At 66.1% G+C, this 17,776-nt stretch carries 17 protein-coding genes; 11 read left to right on the top strand and 6 right to left on the bottom strand.

Features of this window, described 5'->3' with window-relative positions:
- The first annotated feature begins 123 nt into the window (after nt 1–123).
- Both BLS91_RS03615 and BLS91_RS03610 read left to right on the top strand, forming a co-directional pair.
- Entirely contained in the window at nt 124–1,125 is a 1,002-nt protein-coding gene (locus BLS91_RS03615) for a ring-cleaving dioxygenase (protein ID WP_092339286.1), read from the top strand.
- Nucleotides 1,122–1,778, top strand: a complete 657-nt coding sequence (locus BLS91_RS03610; RefSeq protein WP_092339284.1) for an alpha/beta hydrolase — start codon at nt 1,122–1,124, stop codon at nt 1,776–1,778. The genes BLS91_RS03615 and BLS91_RS03610 overlap by 4 nt, the downstream gene beginning before the upstream one ends.
- A 61-nt stretch (nt 1,779–1,839) precedes the next feature.
- On the opposite strand, the gene BLS91_RS03605 is transcribed toward BLS91_RS03610, so the two are convergent.
- The gene (locus tag BLS91_RS03605) at nt 1,840–2,196 is read right to left on the bottom strand and encodes a YrdB family protein (protein ID WP_233197351.1); all 357 of its coding nucleotides are present in this window, start codon (nt 2,194–2,196) and stop codon (nt 1,840–1,842) included.
- Nucleotides 2,197–2,345: 149 nt separating this feature from the next.
- Complete coding sequence (purU, locus tag BLS91_RS03600; protein ID WP_092339282.1) at nt 2,346–3,206, bottom strand: formyltetrahydrofolate deformylase; 861 nt, start codon at nt 3,204–3,206, stop codon at nt 2,346–2,348.
- A gap of 196 nt (nt 3,207–3,402) precedes the next feature.
- Between purU and BLS91_RS03595 the strand changes: the two genes are divergently transcribed.
- Nucleotides 3,403–4,680, top strand: coding sequence for an MFS transporter (locus tag BLS91_RS03595; protein WP_092339511.1), 1,278 nt, complete (start codon nt 3,403–3,405; stop codon nt 4,678–4,680).
- On the opposite strand, the gene BLS91_RS03590 is transcribed toward BLS91_RS03595, so the two are convergent.
- Nucleotides 4,677–6,236, bottom strand: coding sequence for an amino acid permease (locus BLS91_RS03590; protein WP_092339510.1), 1,560 nt, complete (start codon nt 6,234–6,236; stop codon nt 4,677–4,679). The genes BLS91_RS03595 and BLS91_RS03590 overlap by 4 nt on opposite strands.
- A gap of 287 nt (nt 6,237–6,523) precedes the next feature.
- On the opposite strand from BLS91_RS03590, the gene BLS91_RS03585 reads away from it, so the two are divergent.
- The 6 genes from BLS91_RS03585 to mnhG are packed head-to-tail and all read left to right on the top strand — an operon-like array spanning nt 6,524 to nt 12,860.
- A complete protein-coding gene (locus tag BLS91_RS03585) occupies nt 6,524–9,517 on the top strand; it encodes a Na+/H+ antiporter subunit A (protein WP_092339280.1) in 2,994 nt (997 codons plus the stop codon).
- On the top strand, nt 9,514–10,059 hold the full coding sequence (locus tag BLS91_RS03580) for a sodium:proton antiporter (protein ID WP_092339278.1): 546 nt from the start codon (nt 9,514–9,516) through the stop codon (nt 10,057–10,059). Before BLS91_RS03585 ends, BLS91_RS03580 begins: the two co-directional genes overlap by 4 nt.
- The gene (locus BLS91_RS03575) at nt 10,056–11,663 is read left to right on the top strand and encodes a Na+/H+ antiporter subunit D (RefSeq protein ID WP_092339276.1); all 1,608 of its coding nucleotides are present in this window, start codon (nt 10,056–10,058) and stop codon (nt 11,661–11,663) included. Before BLS91_RS03580 ends, BLS91_RS03575 begins: the two co-directional genes overlap by 4 nt.
- Nucleotides 11,660–12,253, top strand: a complete 594-nt coding sequence (locus BLS91_RS03570; protein ID WP_092339274.1) for a Na+/H+ antiporter subunit E — start codon at nt 11,660–11,662, stop codon at nt 12,251–12,253. Before BLS91_RS03575 ends, BLS91_RS03570 begins: the two co-directional genes overlap by 4 nt.
- Nucleotides 12,250–12,519, top strand: a complete 270-nt coding sequence (locus BLS91_RS03565; RefSeq protein WP_338061543.1) for an MrpF/PhaF family protein — start codon at nt 12,250–12,252, stop codon at nt 12,517–12,519. The genes BLS91_RS03570 and BLS91_RS03565 overlap by 4 nt, the downstream gene beginning before the upstream one ends.
- Nucleotides 12,516–12,860: a monovalent cation/H(+) antiporter subunit G gene (gene mnhG, locus BLS91_RS03560; protein WP_092339272.1), complete on the top strand. Its 345-nt coding sequence runs from the start codon at nt 12,516–12,518 to the stop codon at nt 12,858–12,860. The genes BLS91_RS03565 and mnhG overlap by 4 nt, the downstream gene beginning before the upstream one ends.
- A 276-nt stretch (nt 12,861–13,136) precedes the next feature.
- Here the strand turns inward: mnhG and BLS91_RS03555 are convergent, their stop codons facing one another.
- Nucleotides 13,137–13,586 (bottom strand): HNH endonuclease signature motif containing protein, encoded by a 450-nt coding sequence (locus tag BLS91_RS03555; protein WP_092339270.1) that lies wholly within the window; start codon nt 13,584–13,586, stop codon nt 13,137–13,139.
- Nucleotides 13,587–14,363: 777 nt separating this feature from the next.
- Between BLS91_RS03555 and BLS91_RS03550 the strand changes: the two genes are divergently transcribed.
- On the top strand, nt 14,364–14,966 hold the full coding sequence (locus BLS91_RS03550) for a hypothetical protein (protein WP_092339268.1): 603 nt from the start codon (nt 14,364–14,366) through the stop codon (nt 14,964–14,966).
- A gap of 35 nt (nt 14,967–15,001) precedes the next feature.
- A complete protein-coding gene (locus BLS91_RS03545) occupies nt 15,002–15,826 on the top strand; it encodes a PKD domain-containing protein (protein WP_134505170.1) in 825 nt (274 codons plus the stop codon).
- Between the two features lie 81 nt (nt 15,827–15,907).
- On the opposite strand, the gene BLS91_RS03540 is transcribed toward BLS91_RS03545, so the two are convergent.
- Both BLS91_RS03540 and BLS91_RS03535 read right to left on the bottom strand, forming a co-directional pair.
- Nucleotides 15,908–16,552, bottom strand: coding sequence for an FMN reductase (locus tag BLS91_RS03540; protein ID WP_092339264.1), 645 nt, complete (start codon nt 16,550–16,552; stop codon nt 15,908–15,910).
- Between the two features lies 1 nt (nt 16,553).
- A complete protein-coding gene (locus tag BLS91_RS03535; RefSeq protein WP_092339262.1) occupies nt 16,554–17,741 on the bottom strand; it encodes an LLM class flavin-dependent oxidoreductase in 1,188 nt (395 codons plus the stop codon).
- Nucleotides 17,742–17,776 lie beyond the last annotated feature (35 nt).

Raw genomic sequence — 17,776 nt, 5'->3', positions numbered from 1 at the left:
TCCTGAACTAGTCCCCGAAAACGCGCGCACGAATTCCTGCGGGCATGGGACGAGTGGGAATACCACAGCAGATACATGCGTTTGCATAAACAACGAGCGATTGATCTGCCAAGGAGACTAGCCATGACCGTCCAGACCAGCGGACTGCACCACGTCACCGCGATTGCGGGCGACCCGCAGCGCAACATCGACTTCTACGTGACCGGACTGGGCCTGCGCCTCGTCAAACGAACCGTCAACTTCGACGACCCGGGCACGTATCACCTCTACTACGGCGATGACTCCGGCCGGCCCGGATCACTACTCACCTTCTTTCCGTGGGCCGGCATTCGCAGCGGACGCACCGGTGCCGGGCAGTCGACGACCACCGCGTTCTCGGTTCCGGCCGGCAGCCTCGGCTGGTGGAAAGCACACTTCGCCGCGCTCGGCGTGGAATCTGCGGTGACCGGACGCTCCTCGCACGAGGAGCGCCTTTCGCTGCGCGACCCCGACGGCCTGCAGCTCGACCTTGTGGGATCGTCGACCGTGGATCCGCGCAATCCGTGGGATTCCGCATCCGTTCCCGCCGAATTTGCGGTGCGCGGCCAGCACTCCTCGGTGCTCACGGTGGCCGACCCGGCGAAGACCGTGCAGGTGCTCACGGCTGACCTCGGCATGCATGTCATCTCCGAATCGGATGGCCGCATCCGCGTCGGGGCCGGTGATGGTGCGGCCGGCAACCTCGTCGACGTGCTCGCCGACCCGGCCGGCGAGCCGGGACTGACCGCTGGCGGAACCGTGCACCACGTGGCGTTCCGGGTGCCCGACCGGGCCACCCAGGCCGAATGGCGCGAACAGCTCGTGGACAGCGGTTACGGTGTGACCGCCATTCTCGACCGGGACTACTTCACCTCGATCTACTTTCGCGAACCCGGCGGCGTATTATTCGAAATTGCCACGGACACCCCCGGCTTCGACATCGATGAGCCGCTGCTCGAACTCGGTCGGTCGCTCAAGCTTCCGCCGTGGCTCGAGCCGAGCCGTGAGGCCATCGAGAACTCGGTCGCGCCCGTCACGGTGCCCGCCGAGAACAACCCGGGGCTGGCGGATGCCGCGGCGCTGGCAGCCGCCGCGGCTCACGAATGAGTGACGTGACACCGGACTGGCCGCACCTGTTTCGGGCGGGTTCGCCCGACGCTCCGGTACTGCTCATGCTGCACGGAACCGGCGGCGACGAGCAGCAGATCAGTGGGCTCGCCGCCGCGCTCGACCCGACGGCCTCAGTGCTCGCCCCACGCGGACGCGCGGCAGAGAACGGCGTGAACCGCTGGTTCCGTCGGCTGTCGGAAGGTGTCTTCGATACCGAAGATGTCGCCCGGCGAGCCGACGACCTAGCCGGATTCCTGGTCTGGGCCCGGGACTACTACGAGTTGGGCGACCGTTCGCTCGTTGCCGTCGGGTTCTCCAATGGCGCCAACATCGCCCTCGCCCTGGCCCTGCTGCATCCCGAGGTGGTGGCGCGGGTGATCGCTTTCTCGGGGATGCACCCGCTCGACGTGTCAGCGGATGCGAGCGAGGTGGAGCGTGCGATCGGCGCGCGGGTCGCGGCGAGCGAGCTGGCGGCATCCGCTGTGCTGCTGCTGAATGGTCACAGCGACCCGATGGCACCGCTTGCCAGTGTGCAGAGCCTCGTGGAGGTTCTGGAAGCGCAGGGCGCGCGGGTGCAGCAGGAGCTGCGCGCCGGTGGCCACGGTATCGCCGAATCCGATGTCGCTGCTGCGGTCGCCTGGTTGGCCTAGCCGGCGAGGGTGCACCGCACGTGCCCGATTGACCCGTTCAGCATTGCTCTAGTGGGAGGGGTTAGCGAAGCTCTTTACGGCCGGAGATAATGCCGCTGGCCGTGGCGACGACGGCGAAGATTACGGTGATGATGGGCAGGCCCAGATCCCACCAGGCGAGCGCGGCCGAGCCGAAGATGGCGATCTCGATGACGGCCTTGCCGAATGGATCGAGGCGGAACACGGCCCGGGGGGAGCGGAACAGCGCCCAGACCAGGATGGCGAAGGCGGGAGTGGCGAGGCCGAACAGAATGCCGGGCCAGGGGAGGGGCCAGGCGACGAACCCCCAGATTCCGAGGCTGACGAAGGCGAAGAGTTCGAGCACGAACCGGAGCATGTCGTTGGGGCCGATTTTCGGCAGGTCGCGCGTATCTGTCACTATTCAATCCTAGCGATGCGCTGTGGCCTCGCGTTCCGGGCGCACATTCTGGGCGCGCGTTCCGGACCCGCGCTGCGGACGGGGCCCAGGCCCGGACCCTGGGCCCAGTTTATAACCTGGGCCCGTGGACGGGGCCTGGGCCCCGTCCACTACTTGAAGATGATCGTGCGGGCCCCGTCGAGCAGCACGCGGTTCTCGGCGAACCACTTGACCGCCTGAGTGAGGGTGCGGCTCTCCTCATCTTGTCCGATCGACACGAGCTCCGCCGGAGTGCGTGAGTGATCGACCCGCACCACGTTCTGCTCGATGATCGGACCCTCGTCGAGGTTGCCGGTCACAAAGTGCGCGGTCGCACCAATGAGCTTCACGCCGCGCGCGTGCGCCTGGCGGTAGGGGTTGGCCCCCTTGAACCCCGGCAGGAACGAGTGGTGAATGTTGATCGCCCGCCCGCCGAGCCGCGCGCACAGTTCCGGCGACAGAATCTGCATGTACCGGGCGAGCACGACGAGTTCGATGTCGAGGTCGTCGACCGCCTCGATGACGCGCGCTTCGAAGTCGGCCTTGCTGGCGGCATCCGTTATGGGCAGCGATTCGAACGGCACCCCGTAGAACCCCACGAGGTCGCGCAGCGTGCCGTGATTGCTGAGCACGAGCGGAATCTCCACCGGCAGCTGCCCGCCGCGCTGGCGAAACAGCAGATCGTTGACGCAATGACCGGCCGAGGAAGCGAGCACGAGCGTGCGCAGCGGACGCCCGACGACATCGATGATCGACGCCATCGCATAACGTTCGATTACCGGCGCGAGCGCCGCCTCGAGCTCGGGCCTGGTCGCCGGCGACTGCACCTGCAACCGCATGAAGAACCGTCCGGTGTCATCGCTGGAGAACTGCTGGCTCTCCGAGATATTGCCCTGCGCCTGCACGATCGCGCCGCTGACGGCGTGCACAATGCCGGGCTGGTCAGCACAGACCAGCGTGATTACCCAGTGGTGCGGGGTCGAAGAAGTCATTGGGCCAGAATACCCGGCGTGAGAGCGGATGCCGCGGCCCGCCCAGTTGCCGCCTCACCGGCTTTGGGTAGACTACCTGTTGGTCGCACTGAACAAGTCGGCCCCGGGCGCGCACGTCGGCGCGCAGTCGAGTGGCTTCGATCTCGGTGTGAATGGTCCCACCGGTCGTCCTCTTCGGCCCAGTTCGAATGCAGCCATGACCAACACCGCCAATATCTTTTTGCCCACCGGCTCGATCCCGGTCGCGCCGTCCGTTCGCTCAGACCGGGTTGAACCGCCGTTTCCCTGGGTCGGTTTGATGACCCTGTCTGCCGCCGTTTTTCTCTCGGTCACGAGTGAAATGCTGCCGACCGGGCTGCTCCCCGAGATGAGTCGCAGCCTGGGTGTCGCCCAATCGCAGATCGGGCTGCTGGTCTCCTGGTTCGCGTTCACGGTGGTGCTCACGAGCGCACCGGTCGCCATCTGGACCCGCCGCTTTCCGCGGCACGGGCTGATCATCGTCGTGCTCATCATCTTCGCGGTGAGCAATATTCTCACCGCCATCGCGCCGACCTACGAGTTCGTCGTCGCCGCGCGCGTGCTCGGCGGCGTCGCGCACGGACTGTTCTGGTCGGTGGTGGGTGCCTATGCCGGGCACCTCGTGCCGAAAGCGCAGATCGGTCGCGCCGTCTCGATCACGGTCGCCGGCGGCACGCTCGCGTTCGTGTTCGGGGTGCCGCTCGGCACCGCGGGCGGACACCTGCTCGGCTGGCGGCTCTCCTTCGTCGTGCTCGCCGGCCTGATGCTCGTGGGTGCGGTTCTGGTCTGGAAGTTTCTACCACCGGTCGCGCGGTATTCCACCGGCGCCGCGGCATCCGCTCACGCACCGAAAACCCGTCAGCCGCGCGACGCGACCGTGCCGGCCGTGGTGCTGATCTGTATCATCACCGGCATCACCATGATCGGCCACTACAGCTTTTACACCTACATCGCGCCGTTCCTGCTCGACGGGCTCAATATTGACCCCGAACTGCTGGCCCCGATGCTGTTCGCCTACGGTGTGGCCGGCGCGGTGGGACTACTGCTCGTCGGCACGGTCTTCGGCCCGCGCCCGAGCCTCGGCCTCATTCTCGGCCTCGCCGTGAGCGCCCTCAGCGTGAGCCTGCTCGCCGCGTTCACGGCGACCCTGCCGGTGGCGCTCATCGCATTCGTGCTCTGGGGCATGGCGTTCGGCATGCTCCCTCCGCTGATGCAGACCCGGATGCTGCACGCCGCGTCGCCGCGCATCCGCGATACCGCAAGCGCCTTCTACACCACCGCGTTCAACGCCGGCATCGGCGGTGGTGCACTGCTCGGTGCGGTGCTGATCGACAGCGTCGGGCTCGAGCGGGTGCCGTTGGTCTACGTGGGGCTGCTGGTCGTTGCCCTCGTGCTCGTGGTGGTCACTGACCTCATGACGCAGCGCGCCCAGGCGCGCCAGGCCGCATCCGCTTAGTCGCGCGAACGGTCGGAGAGCGGACGGTTGGCCACGACCGGCACGCGGCCGGTGAAGCCGTCGCGGGCTGCGGCGATCTCGAGAATGCGACCGCGGCAGGCGTACCAGCCGATCATCAGTCCCGGAACGATGAGCACGAGCGAGCTGATCGTGAGGGTGCCGACCGGCCAGTCGAACGCCATCAGCACGAGCACACCGGCCAGGAACACGAGCGTCAGATAGCCCGAGTACGGCGCCCACGGCATGCGGAACACCGGGCGCACCAGAATGCCGCGTTTGGCCCAGGCCTGCAACCTCAGCTGGCACAGCACGATCATGCCCCAGGCGCTCACGATGCCGATCGCCGCCATGTTCAGCACGATCTCGAAAGCTTCGTCAGGCACGATGGCGTTCAGGCCCACCCCGAGCAGGGTCACGACCCCGGTCAGCAGGATGCCGCCGAACGGCACTCCGTTGCGGCTGATCTTGCCCGCGAAACGCGGCGCTGAGCCGGCAAGCGACATCGATCGAAGTATGCGCCCGGTGGAATATAGACCGGCGTTCAGCGACGACAAGGCCGCGGTGAGAACGACGAGGTTCATGATCACGTCGACGCCGTCGATGCCGATCGTGCCGAAGAACGTGACGAACGGGCTTTCGCCGGCTTTATATGCCGTGTACGGCAACAACAGCGAGAGCAGCAGAATGGACCCCACGTAGAACACCGCAATGCGAATGATGACCGTGTTGATGGCCTTCGGCATGACCTTCTCGGGGTTCTTCGTCTCCCCGGCCGTCGTTCCGACCAGCTCGATCGAGGCATACGCGAACACAACGCCCTGCACCACCAGAACGGATGCGATCAGCCCGTTGGGCAGCCAGCCCCCGTTTTCGCCGATCAGCGCAAAACCGGCGGTGGCCCCGTCGAGCGGCGTGCCGAAGATGACCATCCAGGTTCCGACGATCAGGAATGCCACGATGGCGAGCACCTTGATCAGGGCGAACCAGAATTCCATCTCACCGAACACCTTGACCGAGAGCAGGTTGAGCGAGAGCACCAGGGCGAGTGCGGCGAGGGCGTACAGCCACTGCGGCACCTCGCCGAACGGCGCCCAGTAGGTGGCGAAGAAATTCATGTACAGCGCCACCGCGGTCACGTCGACGATCGCCGTCATGGCCCAGTTGAGCCAGTACAGCCAACCGGTGACGAAAGCAGTCTTCTCGCCGAAGAATTCGCGCGCGTACGACACGAAGGAGCCGGAGCTCGGGCGGTGCAGCACCAGTTCGCCGAGCGCCCGCAGGATGAGGAAGGCGAAGAAACCGCAGATCGCGTAGACGAACACCAGGGCGGGACCGGCGCTGGCGAGGCGTCCGCCGGCACCGAGGAACAGGCCGGTGCCGATCGCACCGCCGATCGCGATCATCTGCACGTGGCGAGACTTGAGTCCCTTGTGCAGGGCGTCATCCTCGTGCACGCTCAGGGCGTCTTCGATGTGCTCGAACGGGGTTTCTTCGGGCGGAATCGCGTGGTCGTGGTGACCGTGCGGTTCCGACGACGAATCGCCCGACGCGGGCATGGATGAGGGCTGCTGGCCGCGGGTGGGGCTCAAAACGGTACTCGATTTCGCTGGCCGGTCACGCAGAAGGCTTCGTGTGAGAAACGATTCGAGTGGCGCGGGAAGTGGCCGGAAACTGCACGCACGCGCGCTTCTGGCGGTGTGCGGCGTCGGCCGGGGGATAGCGCAACCCTACTCTGCGGCCCCGAGCCCTGCGCTGAGCGCGTTGCCAGAACCCCCGGCGGGGGGCCGCCTGTAGGCGGGTAGACTAGACCTTCATACCCCGACCTGACAAGCCTGGAGGCCGCATGGTTCTTTTCCTCCTCGCGTTTGTCGTTCTTTCGGTGCTCACGCCTTGGCTTACCCGGCGTCTCGGCACCCGCGTCTTCTATCTGATCGCCCTGCTGCCGGCCGGGGCCTTCGCGTACACGCTCACCCAGACCGCCACGGTCACCGCCGGCGGGGCCGTGACCCAGTCGATCCCGTGGATTCCGCAGCTCGGTATCAGCCTGTCTTTTCGGGTCGACACGCTGGCCTGGCTGCTCGCCCTCGTCGTGACGGGCATCGGCGCCCTCGTCCTTATCTATTGCGCGCGGTATTTCGCCGACGACGAGCCCAGCCTCGGCCGGTTCGCCGCGCTGCTGCTCGCCTTTGCCGGCACCATGTACGGCCTCGTCACCGCGGACGACCTGGTGATCATGTTCATGTTTTGGGAGATCACGAGCGTGCTCTCCTATCTGCTGATCGGGCATTACACGCATAAACGCGAGAGCCGCGGCGCCGCCCTGCAGGCGCTGATCGTGACGACCTTCGGCGGGCTGGTCATGCTGGTCGGTGTTGTGATGATCTCGGTCGCCTCCGGCACTACGAGCCTCGCCTATATCGTGGCCAACCCGGTGACGGGCACCATGGGCACCTGGGCCGTGCTGCTGATCCTGGTCGGTGCGCTTTCCAAGAGTGCGCTGGTGCCGTTCCACTTCTGGCTGCCGGCCGCGATGGCCGCGCCGACCCCGGTGAGCGCGTACCTGCATGCCGCCGCCATGGTCAAGGCCGGCATCTACATCGTCGCCCGGCTCGCCCCTGGCTACGCCGACAGCGACGGCTGGCTGCCGGTGCTCGTCACCCTCGGCGTCTGGACCATGGTCGTCGGCGCCTGGCGGGCCCTGCGCCAGTACGACCTCAAACTTCTGCTCGCCTACGGCACGGTCAGCCAGCTTGGCTTTCTCATGATCGCGATCGGCTTCAACACCCGCGACACCGCCCTCGCCGGCGCCGCTCTGCTGCTCGCTCACGCCCTCTACAAGGCCACGTTGTTCCTCGTCGTCGGCGTGATCGACCACCGGGCCGGCACCCGCGACTGGCGGAAGCTCAGCGGCGTCGGTCGCACAGCTCCCGGCCTCGCCGTCATCGCGCTCATCGCTGCCGCGTCGATGGCCGGCCTGCCGCCGTTGTTCGGCTTCGTCGCCAAGGAGGCTGTGTTCACCTCCCTGCTCGACGCCGGCGTCGGCGGGTCCGGCTGGGGCTACGCGGCGCTCATCGGCACGGCCGTCGGGTCCGTGTTGACGGTGGCATACAGCATCCGTTTCTTCTGGGGGGCCTTCGGCAGGCGCAAGGAACAGCCCCAGACCGTGCTGCACGCGAGCCCCTGGGACACCCTGCTCGCGCCCGGGGTGCTCACCGTCGCGACCATTGGTCTTGGTCTGTTCGCCTCCATGCTCGATCCGCTGCTCGCGCCCTATGCCGACACCGTTCCGGGCGCCGGCAGCGTCACCGAACCGCCGTACCATCTCGCGCTGTGGCACGGGCTCGAGCCGGCCCTCTACCTGAGTGCGGCCGTGCTGCTGCTCGGCGCGCTGCTGTTTCGAGCCCGCCGCGGCGTGTCGAAACTGCAGGCGAGGGTTCCCGACTACATCGACGCCGGCCGCGGTTACGGCAAGGCCATCCGCGCCGTCGACCGCATCGCGGCCCGCGTCACCCACTTCGCGCAGCAGGGCGGACTCCCGCAGTACCTCGGCACCATCCTTACCGTCTTCGTGCTGGCCCTCGGTTTTGCGGCCTTCGTCAACCGCACCTGGCCGGACGCGATCGTGCTGTGGGACTACCCAGGTCAGGTACTGATTGCCCTGATTATGGGAATCTGCGCGGTGATGGCGGCCAGGGTCGGGCAGCGGATGACCGCCGTGATTCTTGCAGGCGTCACCGGTTACGGCCTGGTCGCCCTGTTCGCTTTTCACGGGGCACCAGACCTCGCCCTCACTCAGGCCCTAGTCGAGTCGATCACCCTGGTGATCTTCGTGCTCGTGCTGCGCCGACTGCCCGCGAACATCGCCCAGCACAACAAACCGGTGCGCCGCAAGCGTCGCCTGCTGATCGGCAGCCTGGTCGGCCTGGTCATGGGCACCATTGGGTTCATCGCGCTCGGGGCGCGGGACTTCGCGAGTATCGCCGGCGCACTGCCCCGATTGTCGGTCGACGACGGGCACGGCGACAACATCGTCAACGTGATGCTCGTGGACATTCGCGCCTGGGACACCATGGGTGAGGTCTCGGTGCTCATCGTCGTGGCCACGGGCGTTGCGAGCCTGCTGTTCGTGTCGGGCCGCAACTCGGTCGTGCCCAGGTTGAAGGAATCCCGCAGCCTGCGCTCGGTTGCGAACCGTCGTCGCGTCGTCGCCGACCCCGAGCTATCGAGTGAGGGCCACGCCGTCACCCGGCAGGCTTTTCTCCTCGCCGGGCGTAAAAACGACCCAAGCAGCCGGTCGATTCTCATTGAAGTGCTCGTGCGGTTGCTCTTCCACCCCGCGATGATCGTGTCGATCTACCTGCTGTTCGCCGGTCACAACCTGCCCGGCGGAGGGTTCGCTGGCGGACTGCTGGCCGGCCTGGCCTTGGTGGCCCGGTATCTGGCCGGCGGACGCTACGAGCTCAGCGAAGCGGCGCCGATCGATCCAGGCAAAATCCTGGGTCTGGGAGTGATTCTCGCCGTGGGAATGGCCGTCGTCTCGCTGTTCTTCGACGGGATCCCGCTCGAATCGGCCTACTTCACGGCGTCCGTGCCCGTGCTCGGTGACCTGTCGTTTGGTACCTCTACCATCTTCGATATCGGCGTGTATCTCGTTGTCATCGGGCTGACCTATGACATTCTGCGCAGCCTCGGCAGCGAAATCGACCGGCAGAGCGAAAATGACGAGGTCGGGCCGCGACCGGCCCCGGCGACCGACGCCGAACCTCCCACCGACACGGCTGCCGGCGTGAGCATCAGCCCCGTGAACGATTCCTCGAACGGAGGAGCATCCCAATGAGCGCCTCCCTCACCCTCGTCATTGTGATGGCCGTCATGTACGCGGCCGGCGTCTATGTGATGCTCGAACGCAGCCTCACCCGGGTACTGATCGGCTTCCTACTCGTCGGCAACGCCACCAACCTGCTCATCTTCATCATGAGCGGCCGGCCCGGAAGCTCGCCGATCGTCACCGGCTCGAGCGTCGCCGACATGGTCGACCCGATTCCGCAGGTGCTCATGCTCACCGCGATCGTGATCAACTTCGGCATCACCGCGCTGTTGCTCGCCCTGATCTATCGCTCGTGGTGGCTGGCCCAGCTCGGCGATGAGGGCGACACCCTCACCGACGAGCACGCCACCGAGAGTGCCGACGAAGCCGACGCCACCTTCCGCTCCTCCTCCGATGATGACGACGCGGTCGCCGAGTCGATCGATGACTTCGAGCGCGGCGACGGCGCCACGAGCGATGAAGACACCGTCTCCAGCAAAGCGGATGCGGCCGGCAGCGCCGGCGCATCCGCTCGCGCTGCGTCGAAAAAGCCCGAGGGAGATGCGCGATGACCGCCCTCGTACCCCTCATCGTCTGCCTGCCGCTGCTCGGTGCCGCCGTCGCGCTGATGCTCGGCCAGCGTCGTCGCCTGCAGGTGCTGGTGAGCGTGCTGAGCCTCGCCGCCGCCACGGTGATGAGCGCAGTGCTGCTTGCGCTGGTCGACCGGTTTGGAACCGTCGTGGTGCAGGTCGGGGGCTGGGAAGCGCCGTGGGGCATCGTGCTCGTCGTCGACCGACTCTCGGCGATCATGCTGCTCATCTCGGCGCTCATGCTGCTCGGCGTGCTGCTGTTCGCGGTGGGCCAGGGCATCGTCGACGGTGACACCGAGACTCCAGTCTCGATCTTTCACCCCACGTATCTCGTGTTGGCCGCCGGCTTGTTCAACGCCTTCGTTGCCGGTGACCTGTTCACCATGTATGTCGGTTTCGAGATGCTGCTGTCGGCGAGCTACGTGCTTCTCACCCTCGGCGGTACCGGCGCGCGCATTCGCGTGGGCATCACCTACATCGTCGTGAGCCTGGTCTCGTCGCTGCTGTTTCTCAGCGCGATCGCCCTCATCTACGGGGCCACCGGCACGGTCACCCTCGCCCTCATCGCCGAGCGGATGCCCGACCTCCCCGCCGACATTCAGCTGATCCTCGGGCTGCTGCTGCTCATCGCCTTCGGGGTGAAAGCCGCCGTGTTCCCGATGTCGTTCTGGCTGCCGGACTCCTACCCGACCGCCCCGGCGCCGGTCACCGCGGTGTTCGCCGGGCTGCTCACCAAGGTCGGTGTCTACGCGATCTTGCGCACCCAGACCCTGTTCTTTCCAGACAATCAGTTCTCGATGCCACTCATGATCGTGGCGGGGCTGACCCTGCTGGTCGGCATTCTGGGAGCGCTCGCCCAGGCCGACATCAAACGGCTGCTCTCATTCACCCTGGTCAGCCACATCGGCTACATGCTCTTCGGCATCGCCATCGGCACCCCACTCGCCATTGCCGCGACCATCTTCTACGTCGTGCACCACATCACCGTGCAGACCACCCTGTTTCTCGCGGCGGGCCTGATCGACCGGGTCGGCGGCACCACCTCGCTGTCGCGGCTTGGCGGACTGCTGAAATCGTCACCGCTCGTGGCCATTTTGTTCTTTCTGGGCGCGCTCAACCTCGGTGGGATCCCGCCGTTCTCCGGCTTTCTCGGCAAGATCGCCCTGTTTCAGGCCGGCACGATCGTGGGCGACCCGATCATCTACGTGCTGATCGGCGTGGGCGCACTGACCTCGCTGCTCACCCTCTACGCCCTGGCCCGGGCCTGGAACATGGCGTTCTGGCGGCCGAAGAAACAAGTGAAGGACTACACCTCGTCGATGTCGGCGTCGCTCGTGGAAGACCCGCAGGACGAGGGCATCGTGCTGAAGAAGACGGTCTCCCCGCTCATGGTCGGTACGACCACGTCCATGCTCGTGCTGGCCCTCGGCCTGACCGTGTTCGCCGGTCCGATCTTCGACCTCGCCACCCGGGCCGCCGCCAACATCAGCTCGCCGTCGACCTACATCGATGCCGTGTTCCCGAACGGAACCGGGTCGATCGCCGACAGTAATGTGGGCACCAACTTCGAGGGCGGCGCCAAGTGACCACTTCGCGCGAGCGCCTCGAAGCCGTCGGCAATCAAATTCCGCCGCTGATCGCCCTGATCGTGCTGTGGATGCTGCTCTGGGGCGAGTTCTCCTGGCTCAACCTGCTGGTCGGGCTCGTCGTGGGAATCGTCGTGACCGTGGCGTTTTATTTGGTGCCGGTGCAGCTGAGCGGGCGCGTGCATCCGCTGCAGACCGTGGTGTTCTTCGTGCGGCTCATCGTGGACATCGTGCGGGCGTCGGTCGACGTGTCCTGGCTCGCGGTCAAGCCCCGGCTGGTCACGTCGAACGCGATCCTGGAGATACGGCTGCGCACGCGCAGCGACCTAATTCTCACCTGGACGGCGGTGGCCACCTCGATCGTGCCCGGCTCGATCGTCGTCGACATCGACCGGGAATCGTCCATCCTGTACCTGCACGTGCTGAATATGCAGAGCGCCAGCGATATCGAGCAGTTTCGGCGGCGCGTACTCGACACCGAACGGCGCATCGTGCGCGGGTTCGGCTCGCACGAAGACGTCGAGCGGATGCGCGGGGTGCTGCCCGCAAACCGGCTCAGTGCTCGTCGATCAGGAAAGGAATTGTCATGATGTTGCAGATTGTGGCCGTGGTCGCGTCGGTCATGTTCGCGGTCGGGGCGCTCCTGTCGGTGTACCGCATCGTCATTGGACCGAGCGTGCTCGACCGGGTCATCGCCTCCGACGTGCTCGTGGCGACCATCATCTGCGCCCTCGGCGCCGAGATGGCCCTGAACCGGCACACCGACACCCTGCCGGTGCTGCTCGTGCTGGCGCTGTTCGCGGTGCTCGGTTCGCTCAGCGTCGCCCGCTTTCTGCCCGGTCGGGACAACGCATGAGCGCCGTTCTGCACGATGTGCTGACCGCAATTCTCGTGCTAGCCGGCGCGACCATGTGCCTGGCCGCCGGAATCGGGCTCATCCGTTTTCCCGACGTACTGTCGCGACTGCACGCCGCGACCAAGCCGCAGATTTTCGGGCTCATGGCGGTGACAGCGGATGTCGCGATCAACAATTTCTCGGTCGGAACCGTGACTCTCGTGGTCGCGATTGTGGTCTTCCAGGCCCTGACCGCGCCGATGGCCGCGCACCTGGTGGGCCGGGCCGCGTACGAGACCGAGCACCTGCGGCCAGACCTGCTCATTGTCGACGAGCTGAAGGACCGCCGGGCCGACCGCTGACCCGCCGATCGCTGACCCGTCGACCGGTGCGCCGCACGGGTGTTTGTCGGGTCGCGCGTCGGTGCTCTTTTTGCGGTCGGGGCCTGGGCCCCGTCCCTGGGCCCAGTTTATAAACTGGGCCCGCGGTCATAAGGTGGGCCCAAGACGAGATCGCCATCGTCCAATGTGACGTTGCGTGTGTGGCCCTGACATGTCGCTGGTCGAGCTCGCCGAGACCGGCATCGTCCAACGCGACCCGGCTTGCGGTGGCGCACGGGCAACGTTCTACCGCGGCGGCTAGAGCAGCATGGGCTCCTGCAAGAGGGGCACCTGCAGGAGGGGGTTCTTGCTGGGCAGCGCGATCAGCGTCTGCTCGGGGTCGATCTCGACCGGGGGGTGCAGCCAGTACAAGCCTCCCAAGAGAAGGATCTTCCAGTGCTTGTTGTGGAGCAGCGGGTGGTGGTGGGCGCAGAGCAGGATGGCGTGGTCGATGTTAGAAAGTCCGAGGTCAGCCCAGTTTTCGACGTGATGCGCTTCCGACCAGGACGGTGGTCGATCGCAGCCGGGCCAGCGGCATCCGCCGGCGCGGGCGGCGAGGGCTCGGCGTTGGTCCCGGTTGAACAGGCGTTCGTCGCGTCCGACGTTGAGGGGCTGGCCGTCCTGGCTGAACAGGATGCCGAGGTAACCGGCGTCGCACAGATGTCGGTCGATCGTCTCTTTCGCTACGGGGGGCTGGGCTTCCCTCAAAGTACCCAAACGGCCCGGTGGTGCTGGTGGCCTTAGCCGCGCGCGTGTTCTTCGTGGTCTGGGTGGCGCCCGTGGTTTCAGCCGGCGTCGCTTCGCGGGCTGCCGCAGCGTCCCGCTCGGCCGTCTCCGTCTCGCTCATCAGCACGCCGACGGCGACCAGCCGTCCCGCTTCGATGCGGCTGAGACCGGTGGCGTGCTGCACCATCGACGTCGGGTTGCCGAACCCCGGCCGTGCTGCCAGACCGGACTGCCCCAGCTGCGGCCGGGACCGCTCCGCGATCGTACCCGCCAGCAGGGCGGCCGCCGTGTTCGTCAGCCGCAACAACGCCGCAATCGGCACGCGCGCGGCGAGCACCTCCGCATCGGACAGTCCGGCGAATTCAGCGCTGGACCCACCGAGAGCGGCGACAGCATTCGCCGCCCGAGTGAGCTCCATCGCCAGGTTGTTCATGCTTCAACTCAACACCCAACCACCGACACGAGAAAATGTCACTTATAAAAGCACAACACCGGCAAAACCGGCAAAGAAAACCCAAAGAAATGTTTCGACAAGTCGATGAGTCTTCGGCGATCTCTCGTTCTTCGACGCTGACCGGAACGATCGTTGTGGCCCAGCGCACGTTGGTGTTGCCCCGTCCCGTGGGGTTTGCACGGTCGAAACGCGATGCCCGGCGACCCGAGGTTCGGGTTTCGCTTTGCCCATAGCCTGATTTGGACCTCCGCACCAGCCTGTGGAAACACTCGGCAGGATTGTAGTAACCCGTCTACTCTGACCCCATGCGAAACCCCTCGCGTCACCAAACGCTGCACAACGCCGTGCTCAGCGCCCTCCTGATAGCCCTCGCGACCGGCGCGTTGAGCGGATGCTCCGCCACACCCGCCCCAGCACCCCGCGACACTGCCGAGCCCGTCGCCGAGGCAACACCGGCACCGATCGAAACATCTGCGGTCTTCGCTTCGAACGACGAGGCCCTGGCTGCCGCGACCGCGTTTTATGCGTCGTATCAGGGCATCGCAAACACGATCTCGCGCGAAGGTGGAGCTGATCCATCTCGAATATCGGACTTTGTCACAAAAGATATGTTGCCGGGCGAAATCGCAACCTTTGAACGACTGGCAGACCGCGGCGTACACCTTGTCGGCGATATCGATTTCGACTCGATGTCCGTGCAGTCGGCAGACCTGAATGCCGGGTCAATCAATCTGTACATGTGCTTAGACGTTTCCAAAGGCGAAGTCGTGGACGCAGGCGGCATGTCGGTCGCACCGCCAGACAGGCCCTTGCGCTACCCACTCGTTGTGGCCCTGGTTCAGAACGACGCATTGAATCAGCTTCTCCTAGAGAAATCGGAAATATGGTCCGGGTCAGATTTCTGCTAGTCGTTGCGGCCCTATTCGCCGCCCAGTTCTCTCAGGTGAGTTCCGCATCGGCAAGTGCTCACGAAGTGGTCGGGCTGACCGAGACCGTCGAACTTGGGAATGCCGTCGATCCGCCGCCAGACTCCGACGGCATGGCCCACGGAAATGGAGTGGATCTTGTGGCTGGCTACACCTCTGCACATGTTGGCGGCAAGTCTGCCGGCAAGCAGCACGGTTCCGGTGGAGGGTCGGTCACTCCCGCGCTGCCGACAGTGTGCGCAAACGGCGACCCGATGAAGCCCGGAATCGAAACGATTCCTTGCGGCAACGGCACATTACTGCCTTTGGCCCAGCACAACGCACCCGCGGTCCCGTGCGCCGGATGCTCTCCCGACACCATCGTGCGGGTCTCCGACCTGCAGAACTTTCCCGCCTACCCCGCCCCCACCGGCATGGAGCCCAATGGCTGGGCGATCGTTGGGCTGGCCGCGAACTTCTGGGCCGGGGCATCCGCTCAGATCGGCGAAGGACTACTGCTGGGCGAACCGGCCCAGGTGATGTTCACGCCGATCGGCTACCGCTGGGACTACGGCGACGGCACGACAGCGGTATCCGCCGACGGTGGGGCGAGCTGGGCCGACCTCGGCCTCACCGAATTCTCCAGCACCCCCACTAGCCACAAGTACGCCGCGAGAGGCAGCTACTCGGTCACCCTCACTGTCGACTACCGCGCCGACTACAGCTTCGGCGACCAGGGCTGGCGACCCGTCGACGGCATCGTCACCGTACCCTCCGCGCCGTTCGCCGTGGTCGCGGCGACGGAATCCACTGTGCTCGTGGCCGAAGACTGCAACGCCAACCCTCGCGGACCCGGCTGCTGACGTACCTGCCCGCGTCGCGGCACCGGTTAGAGATCAGGGCACTCTACGTAGGGGTGCCATGACCTGGAACGAGTGCCGTGACTATCGAGACGGGCTGAAACCGGCAGGGTTGAAGCCGGCCGGCAGCTCGAACGGGTCGGGCACGCGGCTCGACCGGTCCGACGCGGCCACCAAGGTCGCCAGCTCACCGGCCGCCCTCTCGATGCGGGCGGGCAGGGTGGCCAGCCGGCTGTCCACTCCGCCGTCGCCGCTGCCCCAGTCCTCCGAGGCGGCGAACACCGAGGTGGGCACGACAACGGCGTGCAGGTAGGTGAACATAGGGCGCAGCGCGTAGTCGAGGGCCAGGGAATGCCGGGCCGTTCCCGCGGTCGCGCCGATCAGAACCGGCTGGTCGGTGAGAGAGCGGTTGTCGATCACGTCGAAGAACGTCTTGAACAGGCCGCTGTAACTGGTCGTGAAGATCGGTGTGACGGCGATGAGGCCGTCGGCCGCGGTGACGGCCTCGATCATCGTTTGCAGCCGCGGGCTGGCGAAACCGGTGAGCATGTTGTTCATCACGTCCTGCGCGTAGTCGCGCAGCTCGTAGGTCACCACTTGGGTCGTGACACCCTCGTCGGTCAGCCGCGCCACGGTGGCAGCGGTGAGCTTGTCGGCGAGCAGCCGAGTTGATGACGGCTGGCTCAGGCCGGCCGAAACGACCGCGAGGGTGCGCTCGGTCGTGGTCATCTCAGGCTCCGGTCTGCGTGGTGCGGGTGAGGCCGAAGGCGGCGCCGGTTCGGGCGGGTGCGATGGCGGCGGCGGTGTCGAGGTCGTCAGGCAGCGCGGTCGTAGCGGCAACCGGAGTGTGGGCGGCGAGGCGCAGGGATTCGTGAGTGGGGCCATCCGGTACGTCGACCGGGCGGTTCTTCGCAAACTCGCGGCGCAGCACGGGCACGACCTCTTCGCCGAGCAGGTCGAGCTGCTCGAGTACAGTCTTCAGCGGCAGGCCGGCGTGGTCCATCAACCAGAGCTGGCGCTGGTAGTCGCCGACGTAGTCGCGGAATCCGAGGGTACGGTCGATGACTTCCTGCGGGCTGCCCACGGTGAGCGGGGTCTGCGAGGTGAAGTCCTCCATGCTCGGGCCGTTGCCGTAGACCGGGGCGTTGTCGAAGTACGGGCGGAAGTGGCGCTTGGCATCCTGCGAGTTCTTGCTCATGAACACCTGGCCGCCGAGCCCGACGATGGCCTGTGCGGCGGTGCCGTGGCCGTAGTGTTCGAAGCGTTGGCGATAGTACTGCACCATCTTCGCGGTGTGCGAGGCGGGCCAGAAGATGTGGTTGGAGAAGAATCCGTCGCCGTAGTACGCGGCCTGTTCGGCGATTTCGGGGCTGCGGATACTGCCGTGCCAGACGAACGGGGGCACGCCGTTGAGCGGGCGCGGGGTGGATTGGAAACCCTGCAGCGGGGTGCGGAACTGGCCTTCCCAGTCGACGAAGTCTTCACGCCAGAGCCGGCGGAGCAGGGCGTAGTTCTCCAGCGCGAGCGGGATGCCCTCGCGGATGTCCTTGCCGAACCACGGGTAGACCGGGCCGGTGTTGCCGCGGCCCAGGGTGAGGTCCACCCGGCCGTCGGCGAGGTGCTGCAGCATGGCGAAGTCCTCGGCGATTTTCACCGGGTCGCTCGTGGTGATCAGCGTGGTCGCGGTGGAGAGGATGATGCGCTTGGTATTCGCGGCGATGTAGCCGAGCATGGTGGTCGGCGACGACGGCACGAACGGCGGGTTGTGGTGCTCGCCGGTGGCGAAGACGTCGAGACCGACCTCCTCGGCCTTCTGCGCGATGGCGACCATGGCTTTGATCCGGGCGTTCTCGGTGGGGGTGTCGCCCGTGGTGGGGTCGCTGGTGATGTCCCCGACCGTGAAGATTCCGAACTGCATGCCATCCTCCAACTTTCTATGCGTCTGCATGTATA

The sequence above is a fragment of the Cryobacterium flavum genome, from assembly GCF_900103805.1.
GTDB classification, from domain to species: domain Bacteria; phylum Actinomycetota; class Actinomycetes; order Actinomycetales; family Microbacteriaceae; genus Cryobacterium; species Cryobacterium flavum.
Note: the sequence above shows the minus strand (reverse complement) of the source record. Positions and strands in the feature narration are given on the sequence as shown.

Coding starts and splice junctions, on each gene's coding strand:
- BLS91_RS03615 (WP_092339286.1), top strand. CDS start 124: ATGACCGTCCAGACCAGCGGACTGCACCACGTCACCGCGATTGCGGGC.
- BLS91_RS03610 (WP_092339284.1), top strand. CDS start 1,122: ATGAGTGACGTGACACCGGACTGGCCGCACCTGTTTCGGGCGGGTTCG.
- purU (WP_092339282.1), bottom strand. CDS start 3,206: ATGACTTCTTCGACCCCGCACCACTGGGTAATCACGCTGGTCTGTGCT.
- BLS91_RS03595 (WP_092339511.1), top strand. CDS start 3,403: ATGACCAACACCGCCAATATCTTTTTGCCCACCGGCTCGATCCCGGTC.
- BLS91_RS03590 (WP_092339510.1), bottom strand. CDS start 6,236: ATGCCCGCGTCGGGCGATTCGTCGTCGGAACCGCACGGTCACCACGAC.
- BLS91_RS03585 (WP_092339280.1), top strand. CDS start 6,524: ATGGTTCTTTTCCTCCTCGCGTTTGTCGTTCTTTCGGTGCTCACGCCT.
- BLS91_RS03580 (WP_092339278.1), top strand. CDS start 9,514: ATGAGCGCCTCCCTCACCCTCGTCATTGTGATGGCCGTCATGTACGCG.
- BLS91_RS03575 (WP_092339276.1), top strand. CDS start 10,056: ATGACCGCCCTCGTACCCCTCATCGTCTGCCTGCCGCTGCTCGGTGCC.
- BLS91_RS03565 (WP_338061543.1), top strand. CDS start 12,250: ATGATGTTGCAGATTGTGGCCGTGGTCGCGTCGGTCATGTTCGCGGTC.
- mnhG (WP_092339272.1), top strand. CDS start 12,516: ATGAGCGCCGTTCTGCACGATGTGCTGACCGCAATTCTCGTGCTAGCC.
- BLS91_RS03550 (WP_092339268.1), top strand. CDS start 14,364: ATGCGAAACCCCTCGCGTCACCAAACGCTGCACAACGCCGTGCTCAGC.
- BLS91_RS03540 (WP_092339264.1), bottom strand. CDS start 16,552: ATGACCACGACCGAGCGCACCCTCGCGGTCGTTTCGGCCGGCCTGAGC.
- BLS91_RS03535 (WP_092339262.1), bottom strand. CDS start 17,741: ATGCAGTTCGGAATCTTCACGGTCGGGGACATCACCAGCGACCCCACC.